This is a genomic window from Phenylobacterium sp., from assembly GCF_030681155.1.
Taxonomy (GTDB): Bacteria; Pseudomonadota; Alphaproteobacteria; order Caulobacterales; family Caulobacteraceae; genus Phenylobacterium.
In genome coordinates this window covers 49416-68976 of the sequence record NZ_JAUXXE010000039.1, presented here as the reverse complement: position 1 = coordinate 68976, position 19561 = coordinate 49416, and the positions used below count along the sequence as shown (strand labels likewise).

Annotated in this window: 19 protein-coding genes, 1 tRNA gene and 1 pseudogene; 14 read left to right on the top strand and 7 right to left on the bottom strand. The window is 65.6% G+C overall.

The annotated features are described in order from the left end of the window. The first annotated feature begins 54 nt into the window (after nucleotides 1–54). The 5 genes from Q8M13_RS10310 (at nucleotide 55) to Q8M13_RS10290 (ending at nucleotide 4675) form a co-directional block, all read left to right on the top strand. Entirely contained in the window at nucleotides 55–1590 is a 1536-nt protein-coding gene (locus Q8M13_RS10310; RefSeq protein ID WP_305299868.1) for an acetyl-CoA acetyltransferase, read from the top strand. A gap of 4 nt (nucleotides 1591–1594) precedes the next feature. Next, nucleotides 1595–2164: a histidine phosphatase family protein gene (locus Q8M13_RS10305; RefSeq protein WP_305299867.1), complete on the top strand. Its 570-nt coding sequence runs from the start codon at nucleotides 1595–1597 to the stop codon at nucleotides 2162–2164. Nucleotides 2165–2184: 20 nt separating this feature from the next. Next, nucleotides 2185–3636: an NAD(P)H-hydrate dehydratase gene (locus Q8M13_RS10300; protein WP_305299866.1), complete on the top strand. Its 1452-nt coding sequence runs from the start codon at nucleotides 2185–2187 to the stop codon at nucleotides 3634–3636. Nucleotides 3637–3887: 251 nt separating this feature from the next. Then, nucleotides 3888–4505 carry a LysE family translocator gene (locus Q8M13_RS10295; RefSeq protein ID WP_305299865.1) on the top strand — a complete coding sequence of 206 codons (618 nt, stop codon included), beginning with the start codon at nucleotides 3888–3890 and terminating at the stop codon, nucleotides 4503–4505. Nucleotides 4506–4590: 85 nt separating this feature from the next. After that, a tRNA-Leu gene (locus Q8M13_RS10290) sits at nucleotides 4591–4675 on the top strand. A gap of 4 nt (nucleotides 4676–4679) precedes the next feature. On the opposite strand, the gene Q8M13_RS10285 is transcribed toward Q8M13_RS10290, so the two are convergent. Further along, nucleotides 4680–5195, bottom strand: a complete 516-nt coding sequence (locus Q8M13_RS10285) for a hypothetical protein (protein ID WP_305299864.1) — start codon at nucleotides 5193–5195, stop codon at nucleotides 4680–4682. Nucleotides 5196–5224: 29 nt separating this feature from the next. Further along, nucleotides 5225–5479: pseudogene (locus tag Q8M13_RS21030) on the bottom strand (class I SAM-dependent methyltransferase); the annotation flags it as partial. Nucleotides 5480–5684: 205 nt separating this feature from the next. Between Q8M13_RS21030 and tig the strand changes: the two are divergent. The 3 genes from tig (at nucleotide 5685) to Q8M13_RS10270 (ending at nucleotide 8353) form a co-directional block, all read left to right on the top strand. After that, nucleotides 5685–7043, top strand: coding sequence for a trigger factor (gene tig / locus Q8M13_RS10280; RefSeq protein ID WP_305299863.1), 1359 nt, complete (start codon nucleotides 5685–5687; stop codon nucleotides 7041–7043). Nucleotides 7044–7205: 162 nt separating this feature from the next. After that, a complete protein-coding gene (locus Q8M13_RS10275) occupies nucleotides 7206–7820 on the top strand; it encodes an ATP-dependent Clp protease proteolytic subunit (protein ID WP_305299862.1) in 615 nt (204 codons plus the stop codon). A gap of 5 nt (nucleotides 7821–7825) precedes the next feature. After that, complete coding sequence (locus tag Q8M13_RS10270) at nucleotides 7826–8353, top strand: hypothetical protein (RefSeq protein ID WP_305299861.1); 528 nt, start codon at nucleotides 7826–7828, stop codon at nucleotides 8351–8353. Here Q8M13_RS10270 and Q8M13_RS10265 read toward each other — a convergent pair. The 4 genes from Q8M13_RS10265 to Q8M13_RS10250 are packed head-to-tail and all read right to left on the bottom strand — an operon-like array spanning nucleotide 8343 to nucleotide 10021. Then, nucleotides 8343–8603: a hypothetical protein gene (locus Q8M13_RS10265; protein ID WP_305299860.1), complete on the bottom strand. Its 261-nt coding sequence runs from the start codon at nucleotides 8601–8603 to the stop codon at nucleotides 8343–8345. The genes Q8M13_RS10270 and Q8M13_RS10265 overlap by 11 nt on opposite strands. A gap of 8 nt (nucleotides 8604–8611) precedes the next feature. Further along, on the bottom strand, nucleotides 8612–9001 hold the full coding sequence (locus Q8M13_RS10260; protein WP_305299859.1) for a nucleoside triphosphate pyrophosphohydrolase: 390 nt from the start codon (nucleotides 8999–9001) through the stop codon (nucleotides 8612–8614). Between the two features lie 2 nt (nucleotides 9002–9003). Continuing rightward, nucleotides 9004–9312 (bottom strand): hypothetical protein, encoded by a 309-nt coding sequence (locus Q8M13_RS10255; protein ID WP_305299858.1) that lies wholly within the window; start codon nucleotides 9310–9312, stop codon nucleotides 9004–9006. Between the two features lie 43 nt (nucleotides 9313–9355). Beyond that, nucleotides 9356–10021, bottom strand: a complete 666-nt coding sequence (locus tag Q8M13_RS10250) for an HAD-IB family hydrolase (RefSeq protein ID WP_370870019.1) — start codon at nucleotides 10019–10021, stop codon at nucleotides 9356–9358. A gap of 340 nt (nucleotides 10022–10361) precedes the next feature. Here Q8M13_RS10250 and clpX point away from each other — a divergent pair, with 340 nt between their 5' ends. Continuing rightward, nucleotides 10362–11624, top strand: coding sequence for an ATP-dependent Clp protease ATP-binding subunit ClpX (gene clpX, locus Q8M13_RS10245; RefSeq protein ID WP_056734559.1), 1263 nt, complete (start codon nucleotides 10362–10364; stop codon nucleotides 11622–11624). A gap of 74 nt (nucleotides 11625–11698) precedes the next feature. Further along, nucleotides 11699–13135, top strand: a complete 1437-nt coding sequence (locus tag Q8M13_RS10240; RefSeq protein WP_305299857.1) for a DHA2 family efflux MFS transporter permease subunit — start codon at nucleotides 11699–11701, stop codon at nucleotides 13133–13135. 7 nt (nucleotides 13136–13142) lie between these two features. On the opposite strand, the gene Q8M13_RS10235 is transcribed toward Q8M13_RS10240, so the two are convergent. Next, nucleotides 13143–13946, bottom strand: coding sequence for an ABC transporter substrate-binding protein (locus Q8M13_RS10235; RefSeq protein ID WP_305299856.1), 804 nt, complete (start codon nucleotides 13944–13946; stop codon nucleotides 13143–13145). 118 nt (nucleotides 13947–14064) lie between these two features. Here Q8M13_RS10235 and Q8M13_RS10230 point away from each other — a divergent pair, with 118 nt between their 5' ends. The 4 genes from Q8M13_RS10230 (at nucleotide 14065) to lon (ending at nucleotide 19410) form a co-directional block, all read left to right on the top strand. Then, complete coding sequence (locus tag Q8M13_RS10230) at nucleotides 14065–14694, top strand: DUF3011 domain-containing protein (protein ID WP_305299855.1); 630 nt, start codon at nucleotides 14065–14067, stop codon at nucleotides 14692–14694. Then, nucleotides 14695–15276, top strand: a complete 582-nt coding sequence (locus Q8M13_RS10225) for a hypothetical protein (RefSeq protein ID WP_305299854.1) — start codon at nucleotides 14695–14697, stop codon at nucleotides 15274–15276. It begins immediately after the preceding gene. A gap of 81 nt (nucleotides 15277–15357) precedes the next feature. After that, entirely contained in the window at nucleotides 15358–16806 is a 1449-nt protein-coding gene (locus Q8M13_RS10220; RefSeq protein WP_305299853.1) for an amidohydrolase family protein, read from the top strand. Nucleotides 16807–17010: 204 nt separating this feature from the next. Further along, entirely contained in the window at nucleotides 17011–19410 is a 2400-nt protein-coding gene (gene lon, locus Q8M13_RS10215) for an endopeptidase La (RefSeq protein ID WP_305299852.1), read from the top strand. Nucleotides 19411–19561: the final 151 nt, after the last annotated feature.

The window sequence follows — 19561 nt, the reverse complement described above, 5'->3', positions numbered from 1 at the left end:
ACTTCGTCTGACGCCCATCTTTGGCGTCGGACGAAGGCCGGGAGGGGACGGAAAATGGACGACAGGACACCGGTTCTTATCGGAGCAGGGCAATTCACCTATCGCGGCGAGCCCGGCGCTTCGCCATCTCCCACCGCGTTGCTGAAGATTGCGGCGGAACGGGCCGCCCTCGACGCCGGGCTGAAGCCGGAGGCGTTGGCCGGCATCGACACCTTGGCTGTGGTGGGTTTCACGATCGACGCACCTGGGGGCGGGCGGCTGGTGCCGCACTCCACCAATCCCCCCGCGACGCTTGCGAAGCGGTTGGGCGCCGATCCGGCCTACGCGGTCTATTCGCACATGGGCGGAAACAGCCCGCAGCAGCTCGTGAACACGGCTTGCGAGCGGATCGCCAAGGGCGAAACGCAGTTCGCCTTGGTCGTGGGTTGCGAGTTCCTGGGCTCGGCGACAAAGCGCCTGCAGCGTGGGCTAGGCTTCGCCGACTGGGATGACGCCGAAGACCTGCCCGAGCCGCAGCGCATCGGCGATCCGCGCCCCGGCACCACGCCCTACGAGAACGCCCACGGCATCGGTCGTCCGATCAACTGCTATCCGCTGTTTGAGAACGCCCTGCGCGCCCGCGACGGTCGCTCGATCCCCGATCACCAGAAGCGGTTGGGCGAGTTGTTCGCGCCCTTCACCCAGGTGGCGGCCAAGAACCCGGACGCCTGGTTCCCGATCGAGCGTTCGGCGGAGGAACTGGTCGAGGTCACCGATCGCAACCGCATGGTCGGCTTTCCCTACACCAAGTACCTGAACGCCATCATGGAGGTCGATCAGTCGGCCGGTGTCCTGGTGACGAGCCTTGCGAAGGCCCGCGAACTGGGCGTGCCGGAGGACAGGCTGGTCTATCTGCACGGCTGCGCCGACGCCTCGGACCTGTGGTACCCAATCGACCGCCAGGACTTCCATTCCAGCCCGGCTATGCGGCTTACCGGCAAGCGGGCGCTGGAAATGGCGGATGTCTCGCTGGCCGATATCGGCCATATCGACATCTATTCTTGCTTCCCCATCGCCGTGGAGATCGGGGCCGAGGAACTGGGCCTGGACCTGGACGACCCGCGCGGTCTCACCGTCACCGGCGGCCTTCCGTACATGGGCGGGCCGGGCAACAACTACGCCATGCATTCCATCGCCGTGATGATGCAGCGGCTGCGCGATGATCCCGGGTCCTATGGCCTGATCACCGCCAACGGCTGGTTCCTGACCAAGCAATCGACCGGCGTCTATTCGACCACGCCGCTCAAGGGCCCATTCGAGCGTCAGGATCCGAAGCTGATCCAGGCCCAGATCGACGCCCTGCCGCATCCCGTTGTCATCGAACAGCCAAAAGGTGCGGCCACAATAGAAACCTACACGGTCGTTCACGGCCGCGAGGGCTACATGATGGGCATCGTCGTCGGCCGCGATTCGGAAGGCCGCCGCTTTATCGCCAACACTCCGACCGATGAAGCGACGCTTCGCGGCCTGGAGGCGAGCGAGGCGGTGGGCCGGACCGGAACCGTCGGACGCTCCGAGGACGGCGCGCGCAACATATTTGTACCGGATTGAACTGATGTCCCGTCTCTACCTGATCCGCCATGGCAAGCCGGCCGCCGTTTGGGGCGAAGCCGACGAGGACCCCGGCCTCGATGAGACCGGCAAGACGCAAGCCGAGGCGGCGCGGGATTACCTGATGTCGTTGCCGGAAGCTGATCGCCCCCGGCGGGTGGTCAGTTCTCCGCTGCGGCGTTGCCGCGAGACCGCCATGCCGACGGCGGAGGCCCTGGGCGTTGATCTGGAAATCGACGCCGCGGTCGGCGAAATTCCGACACCGGCCGGCCTTGACGCAGCAGAGCGGCCAGCCTGGCTGCGGGCGGTCTTCCAAGGCAAGTGGAAGGATGTCCAAGGGGATCTGGATTACGAGGTCTGGCGCAGCGACATGGTGCAATCACTGGAGGCCCGTGGCGGGACCGCAGTGTTTTCCCACTACGTAGCTATCAATGCGGTCATGTCGCATCTGGACAGCGATGAGCGCGTTCTGGTCTTCCGCCCCGACCACGCCTCTATCTCGACGCTGGAAGTCAGGACCGATGGCTTGGCCTTGGTGGAGCGGGGGCGTGAGGCCTCCACCGGCGTACTCTAGTTTCATCGTAAGGAGCGGCCGTGCCCGCGCGCAGGATTCACACGGTCGCTGAGATCGCCGCCGCCGACCAGGCCGCGATCGTCGCCGGAACGCCCGGCTCCGAACTGATGGAGCGGGCCGGGGCCGCGGTGGCTGACGCTATCGTCGAGCGGTTTTCCGTCCGGCCCGTGGCGGTGCTGTGCGGCCCAGGCAACAATGGCGGCGACGGCTATGTCGTCGCGCGACTGCTGAAGGCGCGCGGATGGCCGGTGGAGGTGAGGGCGCTCGCCGCGCCGGAAACCCCTGATGCTCAAGCCGCGGCCGCAGGTTGGGATGGCGGCCTTACGCCCTTCGACGGCCCGTTGCATGCGCGATTGTTCGTCGACGCCATGTATGGCGCGGGCCTTTCTCACCCGTTGAACGGGGAGGCGGCGGCGATCGCCGCTCGGCTCGCCGGGCAACCGGAGACGGTTGTGGCTATAGATGTGCCCAGCGGCCTGCCCGGCGACACCGGCGCGCCGCAAGGGCCGGTGGTGCGCGCCGGCCTGACCGTCACCTTCCACGCCAAGAAGCCCGCCCACGTGCTCCTGCCGGGCCGCAGCCTGTGCGGCGAGGTGATCGTCGCCGACATTGGCCTGGAGGAGACGGGCGGAGACCTAGTGGAGAACGGCCCCGAACTCTGGCTCTCCAATTTCCCGTGGCCCACCGGGCTCTCGCACAAGCATGCGCGGGGCCGGCTGGTGGTGATCTCGGGCGAGGCCTGGAGCACCGGCGCGGCGCGGCTGTCGGCGCGGGCGGGTCTGCGGCTGGGGGCGGGAGTAGTGACCCTGCTGTCTCCCACCGAAGCTCTGTCGGTCAACGCCGGCCACCTGGAAGCCATCATGCTGCGCGGGTTCGACACCGAGGCGGAACTGGAACAGCTCGCGGCCGATGTGGACGCCGCGGTGATCGGTCCGGCAGCCGGGGTGACCGAGAACACCCTGGTCAATGTGCTGGCTCTGGCCCGCACGGGCGCGGCCCTCGTGCTCGACGCCGACGCCATCACCGTGTTTCGGGACGATCCGGAGGAGCTCTTCTCGGTGCTCGACGTCGATGACGTGCTGACCCCGCACGCCGGCGAGTTCGAGCGGTTGTTCCCCGGCGTCCTGAAGGACGCCCCGGACCGGATCACTGCGGCCAGGCGCGCCGCCGGGCGCGCCGATGCGATCATCCTGCTGAAGGGGGGCGACACCGTCATCGCCGCGCCCGACGGCCGAGTGTGCGTGAACGCCCATGGTTCCCCTTGGCTGGCCACCGCCGGCTCCGGCGACGTGTTGGCCGGCTTCATCGGCTCGCTCATCGCCCAGGGCATGGAAAGCTTCGAGGCGGCCTGCGCCGCGGCCTGGATCCACTCCGAAGCCGCCGACCTGCATGGGCCAGGCCTTATCGCCGAGGATTTGCCTGGACTAGCGCCCAGCATCCTGCGTCGCCTGTACGAGGGGCGGGATATCTAGGGCTGTGGCCAAGCTCGGCGGCGCGTGATACGCGGCCGGCGACATGACGTCGAACTTCCAACGCGCAGCCGTTCTTCAGGCTATTGGCCGCCCGGTATTCATCGGGCGGGCGATTATGCGCGCACTGGGGGGCGTCGAGGTCTAGGGGCAGGCAAACCCGACGATCTTTCCAAAACCCCTTCCGGCGACGGCGGGGGTTTTTGCTTTCAGGGCCCCTGATCTTGCGTCGGAGACTTCCTTCAGGAACCTCCATGACCGCGCTTACTCCCGAACTCCTGGCCGCGCTGGCGCTCTTCGCCTTCGTCTCCTCGATCACGCCTGGCCCGAACAACACCATGCTGATGGCGTCGGGCGCCAATTTCGGCTTCCGGGCCAGTATTCCGCATCTGCTGGGCGTCAGCGGCGGCTTCTTCGTGCTGGTTGTCGCGGTCGGACTTGGCCTGGGCGGTTTGTTCTCGGCCTATCCTGAGCTGCACGACGTGCTGTCGGTGGCCGGTGGGCTCTATCTGCTGTGGCTGGCCTGGAAGATCGCGACCTCGAAGGGGATGGCGACCAGCGGCGGCTCGGGCAAGCCGCAGACGTTCCTCCAAGCGGCGGCCTTCCAGTGGGTGAACCCCAAGGCCTGGGCGATGGCGCTCGGCGCGGTCACCGCCTACGCGCCCCGCGAGCACTACGTGGCGAATATCGTGGCGGTCTCCCTGATCTTCGTGGCCATCAACCTGCCGTGCGTGATGAGCTGGACCGGGTTCGGAGTCGGCCTGCGCCGGTTCCTGGACAAGCCGGCCGTGCTGCGCGGCTTCAACATCGTCATGGCGCTGTTGCTGGTGGCCTCGCTGATCCCGCTGGCCTTGGAGTTGCTCCAGTCCTGACGGGCGTCCCGTCGCGCCTTTTGGCAACAGGCTCGATCGGTGACTTGCTTTCGAGGGGCGCTACATCCTATGTGGCCCTCGGAACGCGGGCGTGGCGGAACTGGTAGACGCACTAGATTTAGGTTCTAGCGCCGTAAGGCGTGGAGGTTCGAGTCCTCTCGCCCGCACCAATCATCAAACAGACGGCGCCGGCTTCGGCGCGCCGACGGTGAGTTGGTTCCGCACCTGGTAGGTGAGGAAGCCGTCTTGCGCATGCGGCGTCAGCAGCGCGCGCAGGTCGGCGTCGAATTCGGCGCTACGCGCAGGTCCCATCTTGCGGCGTGTCCAGGTTCCCCTGGAGTGCTCGGCGTCGATGAACGCCTCGATAGATTGGGTGACGGTCGAGGCGATCGTCTCGCGCGCCGTGATTGTCATCCAGGCTTCGTGCGCGCTGGCTTCGGCGGCGAAGGTCTGGCGGTCATAGGTCCCGCCCATACGGCTTATCCATCGACGCATCAGCTCGGGCCACTCGCGCGCCCAGGGCGGATCGCTGGCCTCGTCGCCGCCGACGATGACCATAACGCCGCCTTCGGCCATCTCCGTGCAAAGCCGGGGGAACAGGACCTCGTGGTCCATCCAGTGGATGCTGACGCCCGCCACGACCAGATCATATGGCCCGGAAAGCGGCGCGGCTTCGGCCGTCGACACCATCCGATATTTGCATGGGCGCCGGCGTCCAACTCGCGCCCGACGGCGATCATCGGGGTGGCTGGATCAACGGCCTCGACCTTTGCGAACATGTCTGCCAGCGGCCGGGCCAGTTTGCCCGGACCACAGCCGAGATCCAGCGCACGGTTGCGGTTCGGGGCGAGTTCGCCAAGGCGGCGGAAGAGCTCCGGAGGGTAGGGCGCGCGATTCGCATAGGCCCTGGCGACGTCGAGGTCGTTGAACGCTTGTCCGCGCGTCGGGTCCGTCTTTGCGATGGACTGGGTCATAAAGCTCGCTTTCCGAAGCCGTGCTTGGAGCCTAGGGTTCGGAAACACCGTCGGAAAGCGCCGTCTTTGCGCTTGGACTGGCGCGTGCGAAATGACATAAGAGCGCCCGCTCGCCGCCGCTTGTTCGGCGGCGACCATCGTTTCACCCCTAGGGCGGATCTGCTGGCGCGAGGTAGCGCCGCACTCCGGAATTTCGAGAATGTCGATGCAGATCGTTGAAAAGTCTGGCGAAGGCCTGAGCCGCGTCTACGGCGTGACCGTCCCGGTCGCGGACCTTAACGAACGGCTTGAGGCGCGGATCGTCGAGATCACGCCGCAGCTCAACATCAAGGGCTTCCGTCCTGGCAAGGTTCCGGCCGCCCACGTCCGTCGCCTGCACGGTAAGGCTCTGATGGCCGAAGTGGTGGAGCAAACCATCACCGAGACCACCCAGAAGGTGCTGGAAGACAACAAGCTGCGCCCTGCGGGCGAGCCTGACCTGAAGCCCGAGGGCGACATCGCCCAGGTGATCGACGGCAAGGCCGACCTCTCCTACGAGATCGCTGTCGAAATCATGCCGGACTTCGAGCCGACCGATTTGACCAAGATCGCGCTGACGCGTCCGGTTTACGAGCCGACCGACGCTGAAGTCGAAGAGGCCGTCGAAGAGCTCGGCAAGCAAAACCTCACCTACGAGCCGCGCACCGGCAAGTCGGTGAAGGCCAAGGACGGCGACCAGATCGTGATCGACTTCGTCGGTCGCATCGACGGCGAAGCGTTCCAAGGCGGCACGGCCACCGATTCGGAGCTGGTGCTCGGTTCGGGTCAGTTCATCCCGGGCTTTGAAGAACAACTGGTCGGCGCCAAGGCCGGCGACGAAGTCATCGTGAAGGTGGCTTTCCCCGCCGACTACCAAGCCGCCAACCTGGCCGGCAAGGACGCCGAGTTCACCACCACGGTGAAGGAAGTCCGCGCCCCGGTGGAATCGAAGATCGATGACGCCATGGCCGAGCGCCTGGGCATCGAGAGCCTCGATAAGCTCAAGGAACTGCTGAAGACGAACCTGGAGTCGCAGTACGCCGGCGCCTCGCGCTTCAAGCTGAAGCGCGCTCTGCTGGACGTGCTCGACGAGCGCCCCGACTACCCGCTGCCGCCGAAGATGGTGGAAGCTGAGTTCGCCGCCATCTGGCAGCAAGTTCAGCAGGACAAGGAACGTGGCGGCCTGCCGCCGGAAGATTCCGAGAAGTCGGACGACCAGCTGCAGACCGAGTACCGCAAGATCGCCGAGCGCCGCGTGCGCCTCGGCCTGGTCCTCGCTGAGATCGGCCGCGCCAACGAAGTGCAGGTCACCGAGCAGGAACTGCTGGAAGCCATGCGCGCCGAAGCCATGCGCTACGGCCAGCAAGCCCAGCAGATCTTCGACATGTTCCGTCAGAACCCGAACATGCAGGCTCAGCTTCGCGCCCCGATCTTCGAGGACAAGGTTGTCGACCTGATCGTCAACAAGGCCACCGTGACCGACGAGAAGGTTTCCAAAGAAGACCTGCTCAAGGAAGACGACATGCCGGACGGCTACGGCGCCTAAGCGTCAAAAAACGTCTGCCGAACCATCAGAATCCCTCCCCGAACAGGGGAGGGATTTTCTTTAGGACCATCGGTCACCTTGCGTTGGCCCCTCCGCCACGCGATATCGGTGGGGAACGCGGCTCTGCGCGCAGAGTCGACCAATCCAGAGAGGCTTTCTTCTATGCGTGACCCGCAGATCACCGCGCTGAACCTGGTGCCCATGGTCGTGGAGCAAACCAGCCGCGGCGAACGCGCCTTCGATATTTTCTCCCGCCTGCTGAAGGAACGGGTGATCTTCCTGAACGGTCCGGTCGAGGACGGCATGTCGGCGCTCATCTGCGCCCAGCTGCTCTATCTCGAAGCCGAGAACCCCAAGAAAGAGATCCAGATGTACATTAACTCCCCTGGTGGAGTGGTGACGTCGGGCCTCGCGATCTACGACACCATGCAATACATCAAGTCGCCGGTGGTGACGCTCTGCATGGGCATGGCCGCGTCGATGGGCTCGTTCCTGCTGATGGCCGGTGAAAAGGGCTCGCGCATCTCGCTGCCCAACGCCCGCATCATGGTCCACCAGCCGTCGGGCGGCTACTCGGGCAAGGCCTCCGATATCGAGCGCCACGCCGAGGACATCATCAAGACCAAGCGCCGCTTGAACGAAATCTACGCCAAGCACACCGGCCGGACCTATGACGAGGTCGAGGAAAAGCTCGACCGCGACACCTTCATGACCGCTGAGGAAGCCAAGGAGTGGGGCCTCGTCGACCACGTCTACGAGACGCGCTCGGACGACTAAGGCCGATGCCGGCGCACATCCTGGTGGTGGGCGGCACAGGCATGCTTTCAGAACTTGTGGAGGCGCTCGCCAGCGACGGCGGGCGCCTTTCGCTTTTGTCGCGCCGGGCCTCGCAGGCGTTTGGCGAGTCCGGCTTCGATTGCGACTATCATGACCAGCAGGCGTTCGCCGCTGCGCTCACCGCTGCTGTCGAGCGTTCAGGGCCGGTGGATCTGGCCATCGCCTGGTTCCACACCCTGAAAATCGCCGCGCCCCGGCTGCTTGCCGAGCAGGTGCAGGGGCGCCTGTTCCAGGTCCTGGGCAGCGCCACCGCCGACCCGGCGCATCCTGATCGCCTGGAGCGGGCCGCCGCTGTGGCCGCCGACCTTGCCGATTGTCGGCTCCGGCAGGTGGTTCTTGGGTTCAAGGTAGCCGATGGCGCCTCGCGATGGCTGACGAACGCCGAGATTTGGCGAGGGGTGCTGGACGCGGTCGTCAGCGACCGGCCGCTGACGATCATTGGGCAGGTCGAGCCTTGGTCGGCTAGGCCTTGAGGCGAGCGGCGACGATGGCGATCAGCGCCTGGCGCGCGGCCGGCAGGCTGACGTCATAGCGGTCGAAGTCCCCGCCCTCGGCCGCGCGTAGGTCGGCGAACAGCCCGGCTGGGTCTTCATGAAAGTGCAGGAAGGCCTTGGACTTGCGGTAGAAGACGCCGCGCTTCTTTTCGACCATGCCCGGAAGCGTGCGCAGTTGGGCGATCAGGGGCTCCAGCCCGTCCAAAGCCTGCGGACCCGCGTGCTTCATGCTGTGGCTCAATCCTCGCGGGGATACTGCATCGGCCGCGCCAGATAGTATTCGGCGGCCGGCAATCCGTCGCGCGCTTCCACGGCGGCGTTGAAGACGCGCTCATCAAAGCCGCCGCGTTCAGCTCGTTTGGCCCGCCGGCGCGCCTCGATCTCGCCCGGCGTCACGCCGCTCGCCTCGGCCAGGGCGGCGATCACCTCCATGACGTCCGCAAGTTCGTCGATGAGGTCGGCCCGGCCGGTGGCCGCGCCGACCTCCTGCGCCTCTTCGACCAGCTTGTCCTTGAGCGCGGCGATGAACTCGGCAGCATTCAGCCGGCGGTCGAAGACCTGCAGCCCTTGGGCGCGCATGATGGCGGGCAGACGGTCGCGGATCAGCTTCTGGACACGAAAGCGCATCCTTACTGGACGTCGTCGTCGGCCGGAACGCCGCCTTCGCCTTCCCAGGCGCCGATCGCGCGGGCCTGGCTGCGGCTGAACTTCAGGCGGACGCCGGCGCCAAAGCCGCCGCTCTCATCGATAAACACCGCGCCCAGCTCCTCCAGCGCCCGCCGGGCCGCCATCAGGGCCTCATTGTCCTCACTGTGGACGGCGCGCTTGGCCTCCAGGCGGCGGATCGCGGCCAGGTCCAGGCCAGAGCGGATGGACAGCTTGGTCTGGCTGACGCCGGTCAGGGCGCGGGCGGCGGTGATCTGGGGGCCGGTGATCATGGGCGTGTCGTGCTCCGTCATCGAGGTGACCGAGCCAGCTATGTCAGGGCTTTTCCTTGAAGACCTGGTAGCCAGCCTCGTCGGCTATCGCCAGCATCTCACGATCCCCGCTGGTGTCGCCATAGGCGGCCGCCAGATGGATGTCGGGGCCAAACACCGCCTGCAGCCGGCGGACCTTCTCCGGCCCCCGGCAGTTCGCGCCCACGAAACCGCCCGCCACGCGATCATGCTCGTCGAAGGCCAGTTCGGTGCCGATCAGCAGGTCGGCGCCCAGCCCGCGCGCAAATGGCGCGACGACGATGTCAGGCGAGGCGGTGACGATCACCAGCTTGGCCCGGCGTTGATCCCAGCGCCGCCAAGTGCGGACCGCGTCCGGCCGCAGCAGGCGAGGGGCCATGATCTCGGCGAACTGGCGCGCCTCGGCCTCCAACTGCTCGCGCGGCACGCCGGTCAGGTACTCGCGCACCGCCGCGGCCTTGATCCGCCCGCGGTTGCGGTGGCCGAGATAGGAGATCGCGGCGGGGATCAGCTTGACCAGGCCGCGATTGTAGCGGGCCGGGCCCGCTCGCCACTTCAGGAAGGCGGTGAAACTGTCGCGAACCGTTAGAGTGCCGTCGAAGTCGAAGGCGACGACGCCCGCGTCCTCGATGTGTTCGTTCAAGGATTCGATGGGCGAGGCTCCTATGCGCCGTAGATTTCGCCTGGCCATACTACCCCCAACACGCCGCCCCGGCGCGTGTGTCAACTTCAAGCCAAGCCTCGCGACGCCGTTTCGGCCTTTGGGGAGGAGCCGGTGCGACATCAGCGACAGCTCACTTGCACCGCTTTAACCGGTTCCCATCTAGAGATTCGGATAGGCTCGCCATCGGGCGCCGCGACACCATTTGTCACTGAGCACCGGCGAAGGCTTGTGATCGTGTCTCGGATCGGGGAATGTCAAGGATTAGACAACCCCGGGCGCGTATCCTGTATTGATGGCGTTCAGGGACGCCTCCGGGCCGAGCGATGACGATAATGCGTCGATGTCGTCGAGAGAGTGAGAAACGACCATGACCAAGGCCGCAAGCGGGGACTCCAAGAGCACTCTTTATTGCTCTTTCTGCGGCAAGAGCCAGCATGAGGTCCGCAAGTTAATTGCGGGCCCGACCGTGTTCATCTGTGATGAATGCGTAGAGCTGTGCATGGATATCATCCGCGAAGAACACAAGATTTCCTTCGTGAAGTCTAAGGACGGCGTGCCAACGCCCAAAGAGATCCGCGAAGTTCTCGACGATTACGTGATCGGCCAAGACCACGCCAAGAAGGTGCTGTCGGTCGCCGTTCACAACCACTACAAGCGTCTGAACCACGCGACGAAGAATAACGACGTCGAACTGGGCAAGGCGAACATCCTGCTCATCGGCCCGACCGGGACCGGCAAGACGCTGCTGGCCCAGACCCTGGCCCGAATCATCGATGTTCCGTTCACGGTCGCTGACGCCACGACCCTGACCGAAGCCGGCTATGTCGGCGAAGATGTCGAAAATATTATCCTGAAGCTGCTCCAGGCCGCCGACTACAATGTCGAGCGGGCTCAGCGCGGCATCGTCTACATCGACGAAGTCGACAAGATCAGCCGCAAGTCGGACAACCCCTCGATCACCCGCGACGTGTCGGGCGAGGGCGTCCAGCAGGCGCTGCTGAAGATCATGGAAGGCACCGTCGCCTCCGTGCCGCCGCAGGGCGGGCGCAAGCATCCGCAGCAGGAATTCCTGCAGGTCGACACCACCAACATCCTGTTCATCTGCGGCGGCGCCTTCGCCGGGCTCGAGAAGATCATCTCGGCGCGCGGTCAAGGCACCTCGATCGGTTTCGGCGCGAAGGTGTCGGACCCGGACGAACGCCGCACGGGCGAAGTCTTCCGCCAGGTGGAGCCGGACGATCTGCTGCGCTTTGGCCTGATCCCGGAATTTGTTGGCCGTCTGCCGGTGATCGCCACCCTGGACGACCTGGACGAACCGGCCCTGGTGAAGATCCTCACCGAGCCGAAGAACGCCTTCGTGAAGCAATACCAGCGTCTGTTCGACATGGAGAATGTCGGCCTGACCTTCACCGACGACGCGCTCAACGCGGTGGCCCGCAAGGCCATCATCCGCAAGACCGGCGCGCGCGGCCTGCGTTCGATCCTGGAAGGCATCCTGCTCGACACCATGTACGAGCTGCCGACCTATGACGGGGTCGAAGAGATCGTCGTCAACGCCGAGGTCGTAGAGGGCCGCGCTCAGCCGTTGGTCATCTATGCCGAGCGTCGAGACAAGGGCGGCGCGGCTTAAGAGCCGGGACGTCTGAACATGATCAAGGCCCCACGGACCGGTTCCGTGGGGCCTTTTTCTTTGCGTGATCCACGATGACCTACGTCGCCCCGCCTTGCGACCGCGGCGTGGTCGCGACGACGGAGGGACGCACGGGCGCGGCGAAGGGGCCGCTGGTCCTGATCGGAACGGTCCTGGGGTCGAGCCTGGCGTTCATCGACGGCTCAGCGGTCAATCTGACACTGCCCGTCATCCAGCGGGAGCTTGGCGGCGACGCCGCCTCAGCGCAGTGGATCATGAACGCCTATCTGCTCTTTCTCGGCGCCCTGGTCCTGGCGGGCGGGGCGGCGGCGGACCGCTATGGCCGCCGCAGCGTGTTCGTAGTCGGGGTGATCATCTTCTCGTGCGCCTCAGCCCTCTGCGGCCTGGCGCCAAGCCTGCACCTGCTGATCGCATCGCGAGCGCTTCAGGGCGTTGGGGCCGCGATGCTCGTTCCCGCCAGCCTGGCCATTCTCGGAGCATCCTTCGACAAGGAGGGCCGCGCCAAGGCGATCGGCATATGGGCGGGGGCAGGGGGGCTGATGAGCGCCATCGGACCGGTGCTGGGCGGTTGGCTGACTGACACGGTGAGCTGGCGGGCCGTTTTCCTGATCAATCTGCCGCTGGCGGCGCTGGCGATCGGGTTCATCCTGGCCGGTGCGCGCGAGAGTAAGGCGCCCCAGGCCGGGCCGATCGACTGGGCCGGCGCCTTGAGCGTCACCTTGGGCTTGGCCGCCATCACCTGGAGCCTCACCGAAGCGCCGGCGCGCGGCTTCACCGCCGAGCCGGTGATCGCCGGCTTGCTGCTGGGCGTCGGGGCCTTGGCGGCCTTCGTCGTGATCGAGCGCCGAGCCGAGAGCCCGATGGTTCCGCTCTCGCTGTTCAGCTCGGCGACATTCGCCGGGGCGAACGGTCTGACTTTCCTGCTCTACGCCGCGTTCGGCGGCGCATTGTTCCTGCTGCCGTTCCAGTTGATCGACGTCCATGGCTACGCCGCCGCCAGTGCAGGCGCCGCCTTGCTGCCGCTCTCTATCGGGCTGGCGGTTCTGTCGCCGTTGGCCGGGGCGATGACCGCGCGGGTCGGCGTTCGCCTGATGCTGACCGTCGGTCCGTTGCTGGCGGCCGGAGGCTTCGTGCTGCTCGCTGTCAGGGCCGGTGAGGCCAGCTACTGGAGCGGAGTCTTCCCCGGCCTGACCCTATTGGCCGTCGGAATGGGCGTCGCTGTCGCGCCGTTGACGGATGCGGTGCTGGGCGCCGCCCCGGCCGCCTATGAGGGGGCGGCGTCGGGTGTGAACAATGCGACGGCCAGGATCGGCGGGTTGGCGGCGGTGGCGCTTGCCGGATTTGTGCTGGCGATGGGCGCAGGCGACGGCGCGGCGTCGGGCCTGGCCCAAGGCTACGAGGCGGCCATGAAGGTCGCCGCGATGGCGGCGGCTGCGGCGGGTCTGATAGGGGCCGTGACGATCAGATCGACCGCAGCCAAGAGCGACTAGGCCGCGGCTATTTCGCGGGGGCGGCGGGCGCGCGCGGCTTCATCCGTTCCATCCAGTCCAGCGTCGTCAGCCAATAGCGGTCTGTTCGCGCCAGGAAGCCGTCGCTGCGGCGCGCCTCGATCCAGCCATCGAGCAGGTTGAGCAGGTCGGCGTCTCCCTTTCGGATCGCAAAGGCGTCGGCCGTGCCCGCTAGCGGGTCGCCGGCGACCACGATATATTTCTCAGGGCTTTTCGCCGCGATCAGGCGCGGGATGGGCGCCTTGTATGCCAGGCCCATGACCGCCCCGGACTCCAGCGCCCGCTCGGCGGCGATCAGGTCTGGGAAGATCTCGATGGTGGCGAGCGGCAGCCGGGCCTTGGCCAAGTCGGCGGCCGGCGTGCCCGCCACGGCGCCGATGATCGTCCCGGCCTTGTCCAGATCGGCGAGCTTGTGGGCGCCGGCGGTGACGATGCTGACCTCGCTCTCGCCATAGGGACGGGTAAACCAGGCCTGGCGCAGGCGATCAGGCTCGATGGCCAGGGAGGCGGCGATCAGGTCGCAGTCCCCCTTCGCCAGTCGGCCCATCATGTCCTCATAGGTGACCGGCACGAATTCAGGGGTCAGATTGAAGTCTGAGCTCAAACGCTTGGCGACATCGACCTCGTGGCCGATCCAGTGTCCGCGGGGGGTCTTGATCGCGTAGGGAGCGGTCTCGACGATGCAGACTTTCAGGGCGCCCCGCTTGACGGCCGCGTCAAAGGTCTGTGCTCCCGCCGATCCGGCCAAGAGAGTCAGCCCCAGGATGGCGCTCGTAAGCAAACCGTGCCGCATGTGGAAACCTCGCCCAGCTCTCCCATGATGTGAGTTCGATTGGGCGCCGATGACAAGGTCTATTCTCAACGTAAGGATGTTCGCGTTAGGGTGTTGATCAGCGTTAGCGGAGACCACCATGCGCGTCGGCTTGATGATTACGGCGACGATCCTCGGGCTATGGGGCGCGGCGCCTCCTACGGTCGCCTTAGCCGACTCCTACATTGACTGTTCGTCCAGCGGCTATGGCCGCAACTACTGCTCGGTGAACACCCGCGGCCGGGTGTGGCTGGATCGCCAGTACAGCAACGATCGTGGCCCATGCATTGAGAACCAGACCTGGGGCCAAGACGGGCGCGGCATCTGGGTGGATCGCGGATGCCGTGGGCGTTTCCGGGTCGAGGATCGCTACTCAGGAGGCGGCAAGGATAAGGACAACACCGCCGCCGTGGTCGGCGGACTGCTGATCGGCGGGCTGCTGCTCGGGGCCTTGGCGGCAAACTCCAAGAACAACAACAACGACAACGGCAGCGGGTCTTCCTGGAGCGGGGATTCCCGCCGTGCGGTCGACAGCTGCTCGAACGAGGCCATGAGCCAGGCCTCGCGCTATGGCTCGCGGGCGCGGATCGACCGCATCACCTCGGCCCGCGCGCAGAATCGCGGCTATTCGGTTCAGGGCTATGTCGCCGCCGACGTCGGGCCGCGGACCGTGACCTACAGCTTCGACTGCGACTTCGATGGTCGCTACGCCAATGTGGAGCTGAACTAGATGCGCGTGCTCGCCGCCGCGGTCCTGGCCATGGTTGTGGCGCTTCAGGCTGGTTGCGACCGGTCGGCCGAGCCGGCCAAGCCGGTCCCGTCGCAGCCGGTGGCCGCCCCTGTGGCTGCAGGCGTCCCAACGCCAACGCTGGCGGCTCCGCGCGGCAAGTTCGATGCGATATCCACTACGGCGATGGGGGTGACTGGCGACCTGAGCGCCACGGACGCCGGTTTCGCTTTTTCGCAGGGACAGATCTACGGTTTGGAAGGCGTCGGCACGGCCAGCGGCGCAGATCCTTACGCCGACACCAAGGCGAGCTTCTCAAGTCTAATCAACGTGCCCGACGCCGCGGTGTTGGACGTTTTCCGCGTCACCAAGGAAGATCACGCCCAGGCACGCAACGGCGGCTTCTGTGGCGCGGCCCCGACGACCTTCATCGTGACCCACGAAGGCGTGGATAGCGGCGGCGCTCCGGCCTTGTTCCTGGTCGCCTTCAACGGCGCGAGCCCGCCGTCGGTAAACTCTCCCGAGAACGAGCTTTGCGGGACGTTCATGTACGCCCCGTCGGCCGGGCCGCCCGCGACGAAATAGCCGTGAATTCCGCTGGCCCCGGCGCGACGAGGCGGCTTTGAGGCGCTAACAGGGGGAGGATTCTCGAACCAGAGGCCCTCCATGCGTCGTCGTCCGCTGCTTTCCATCGCTCTCGCCACGGCTTTCAGCCTCGGCGGCTTCGCCGCGCGGGCGGCTGAGCGGGTCGATCTGCTGATCCTTGACGTGACGGTGATCGACGTGGCGACGGGCGCCTTGTCGCCCAAGAGCGCTGTCGCGGTGCGTGGCGGGGACATCGTCGCCGTGGCGCCGACTGCAGCGGCCCGCAAGACCTACACCGCGTCTCAGGTTGTTCAGGCCGGCGGCCGCTTTGTGATGCCGGGGCTCTGGGACAATCACGTCCACTTTGGCGGCGGGCCGGATCTGATTGGCGAGAACAAGGCGCTCCTGCCGCTCTACCTCGCGCATGGCGTCACGAGCGTGCGCGACGCCTCCGGCGACCTGCCGCAGGATGTCTTGGCGTGGCGCGGCGAGGTGGCCTCCGGCAAGCTGCTTGGACCGACGATCTATAGCTCCGGACCCAAGATCGAAGGCCTCAAGCCGATCTGGAAAGGAACCCTCGAGGTTGGAACCGAGGCCGAGGTGGACGCCGCCCTGACCAAGCTGCAGGGCCTGCGCGTGGACTTCGTGAAGGTGACCGACAACACCCTGAAGCCGGACCTCTTTCTCTACACTTTGAAGCAGGCGAAGGCCCGAGGGCTGACGACCTCGGCGCATATCCCGGCCGCGATCACCGTGGAGCAGGCGAGCCAAGCCGGTCTCGGCTCGATCGAACACATGGGATACGCGCTGAAAATGGGTTCGCCGCAGGAGGCGCAGATCGCCGCCGACGTGGCCGCCGGCCGGATCACCGGAGCCGAAGCCACCGCACGCACCCTGGCGACGTTTGATGAAGCCACCGCCATCGCCGCCTATCGCGGCCTGGCGGCGCGGGGAACCTTCGTCACTCCGACCCTGAACGGCAGCCGCATCACCGCCTATCTCGACCAGGACAACCACGCCGCCGATCCGTACCTCGCCTATATCGGCCCTGGCCTGAAAGGCACCTATGCTTGGCGCGTAGAGCGAGCGGCCAAGGACGACGCGGCCGCCATCGCCCGTCGCCACGCGATCTATGAGAAGAACGTCTCGCTCCTGCCTTTGCTGCAGGGAGCTGGGGTCTCCATCCTGGCTGGCACCGACGCCGGCTTCCTGAACTCGTTCAACTATCCGGGTATTGGCCTGCACGACGAGCTTCAGGTGTTCGTGGACGGCGGGCTGACGCCGCTACAGGCTTTGCAAGCTTCCGTGATCAACGGCCCGCGGTTTCTGGGCAAGACCGAGCACTACGGCGCCGTGGCCGCAGGCAAGACCGCCGACATCCTGATTCTGGACCAGAACCCACTGGCCGACATCGCCGCTACGCGGAAGATCCACGGTATCGTATTGAAAGGGCGGTACTTTGATCGCACGGCCCTGGATGAAATGCTGAAAAACGCTCGCGAACAGGTCGCAAAAGGGGAAGGCGCTTGAGTATCGGGCGCCACACTTCCTAGACAGAACGCCGCAGCCTTTTGCCGCCACGCTTGAATGCGCAGCAGAAGCGTCCACATAAATGAACCAACAAGCCGCCAACCAAGGCGGACGGGTCGTCCGACTCAGACGCATCGTCTGATGTGACCACGGCCCGGGGGCCGAGCCTGACTCCCCAACAGGCCGGCAGGAGTTGAATGCATCATGTCCGAGATTAAGACCCTTCCCATTCTACCGCTGCGGGACATCGTGGTTTTCCCGCATCAACCGGTGCCGCTCTTCGTGGGCCGGGAGAAATCCGTACGCGCGCTCGAAGAGGCGATGCGGGGCGAAGGCAAGCAGATCCTTCTGGCCACCCAAAAGGACAAGGACGACGACGATCCGTCGCCCGAAGCCATTTATGACGTCGGTGTGGTCGCCACGGTTCTGCAGCTTCTGAAGCTGCCCGATGGCACTGTGAAGGTGTTGGTGGAAGGCAAGGCTCGCGCCGGCATTTCCCGCTTCACCGAACAGGAAGAGTTCTACGAAGCCGAGATCGCCTTCATTTCCGAAGACGGCGGAGCGTCGGCCGAGGCCGAAGCCCTGTCGCGTGCGGTCGTCGAGCAGTTCGAGAACTACGTCAAACTGAACAAGAAGGTGCCGCCGGAAGCCCTGGCTTCGATGCCGCAAGTCGACGCGCCCGGCGAACTCGCCGATCGCATCGCCAGCCATCTGTCGGTGAAGATCGCTGAAAAGCAGAGCCTGCTTGAGGTCTTCAACGTCGTGAAGCGCCTGGAGAAGGTCTACGCCCTCATGGAGGGCGAGATCAGCGTCATGCAGACGGAAAAGAAAATCCGTAACCGCGTGAAGCGCCAGATGGAGAAAACCCAGCGCGAGTACTATCTCAACGAGCAGATGAAGGCGATCCAGCGCGAGCTGGGCGAGCAGGACGATCAACGCGACGAACTGCTCGAGCTGGAAAAGCGCATCAAGCGCACCAAGCTGACCAAGGAAGCCCGCACCAAGGCTGATGCGGAGCTGAAGAAGCTGCGCAACATGAGCCCGATGTCGGCGGAATCCACCGTCGTGCGGAACTACCTCGACTGGCTGCTCTCGATCCCGTGGGGCAAGGCGAAGACCAAGACTATCGACCTGGTGAAGGCCGAAGAGGTCCTCGACCGCGACCACTATGGTCTGGAGAAGGTCAAGGAACGCATCCTGGAGTACCTGGCCGTGCAGGCCCGGACCGGTTCCCTGAAGGGGCCGATCCTCTGCCTCGTCGGTCCTCCGGGGGTGGGTAAGACTTCGCTGGGCAAGTCGATCGCCGAGGCCACGAACCGTGAATTCGTCCGGGTCTCCCTGGGCGGGGTGCGTGACGAGGCCGAGATCCGCGGTCACCGCCGGACCTATATCGGCTCCATGCCGGGCAAGATCATCCAGTCGATGAAGAAGGCCAAGTCGACCAACGCCTTCTTCCTGCTGGATGAAATCGACAAGATGGGTTCCGACTATCGCGGCGACCCGTCCTCGGCCCTGCTTGAAGTGCTGGATCCGTCGCAGAACTCGACCTTCGCGGACCACTATCTCGAAGTAGACTACGATCTGTCGCCAGTGATGTTCGTCACCACGGCCAACAGCCTGAACATGCCCCAGCCACTGCTGGACCGCATGGAGATCATCCGCATCCCCGGCTACACCGAGGATGAGAAGGTCGAGATCGCGCTGCGGCATGTGCTGCCCAAGCTGACCAAGGACCACGGCCTGACGGCCGAGGAGTTCGTGGTGCCGACCGAAACGGTGCGCGACCTGATCCGCTACTACACCCGGGAAGCCGGCGTCCGCTCGCTTGAGCGGGAGTTGGGCAACCTGGCGCGGAAGACGGTGCGTGACCTGGCGCGTGAAAACGTCAAGTCGATCACCATCGACGCCGAACGGCTGGCCAAGTACGCGGGCGTTCAGAAGTATCGTTACGGCGAGACGGACGAGGAAGACCAAGTCGGCATCATCACCGGCCTGGCCTACACCGAGTTCGGCGGGGACATCCTGACCATCGAAGCGGTCAAGATGCCCGGCAAGGGCCGCATGTCCATCACGGGTAACCTGAAGGATGTGATGAAGGAGTCGATCTCGGCCGCGAATTCCTATGTTCGCAGCCGCGCGACCCACTTCGGCATCGAGCCGCCGATCTTCGAGAAGACCGACGTGCACATCCACGTGCCGGACGGCGCGACGCCAAAGGACGGCCCCTCGGCCGGCGCGGCGATGGCCACCGCCATCGTCTCGGTGCTGACGGGCATCCCGATCCGCAAGGACATCGCCATGACGGGCGAGGTCACCCTGCGGGGCAGGGTGACGGCCATTGGCGGTCTGAAAGAGAAGCTGCTTGCGGCCCACCGTTCAGGCGTCAAGACCGTGCTGATCCCGCAGGAGAACGTGAAGGACCTGGCTGACATTCCTGAGAATGTGAAGTCAGCCCTGGAGATCATCCCGGTCTCCAACGTCGACGAAGTCCTGGCGCAGGCGCTGATTCAGCCCCTGACGCCCATCGACTGGAACCCAGCCGACCAACCGCCGGTATCGGTTGCGGTCGATGACGCTGGCGACGAGGCGGTCATCACCCACTAATCGGTGGAAAAGTGAGGTAAATTCAGGCGGCGCGGGTATTTCCCGCGCCGCCTTTGTTTGACGCGGGGGAATCGCCCGCCATAATCGCGCGACGCGAAGCAGCCTCGCGCTTCCGCGAGAGGTTCGCGGTTTGAGATAACGGGCTGGGAGA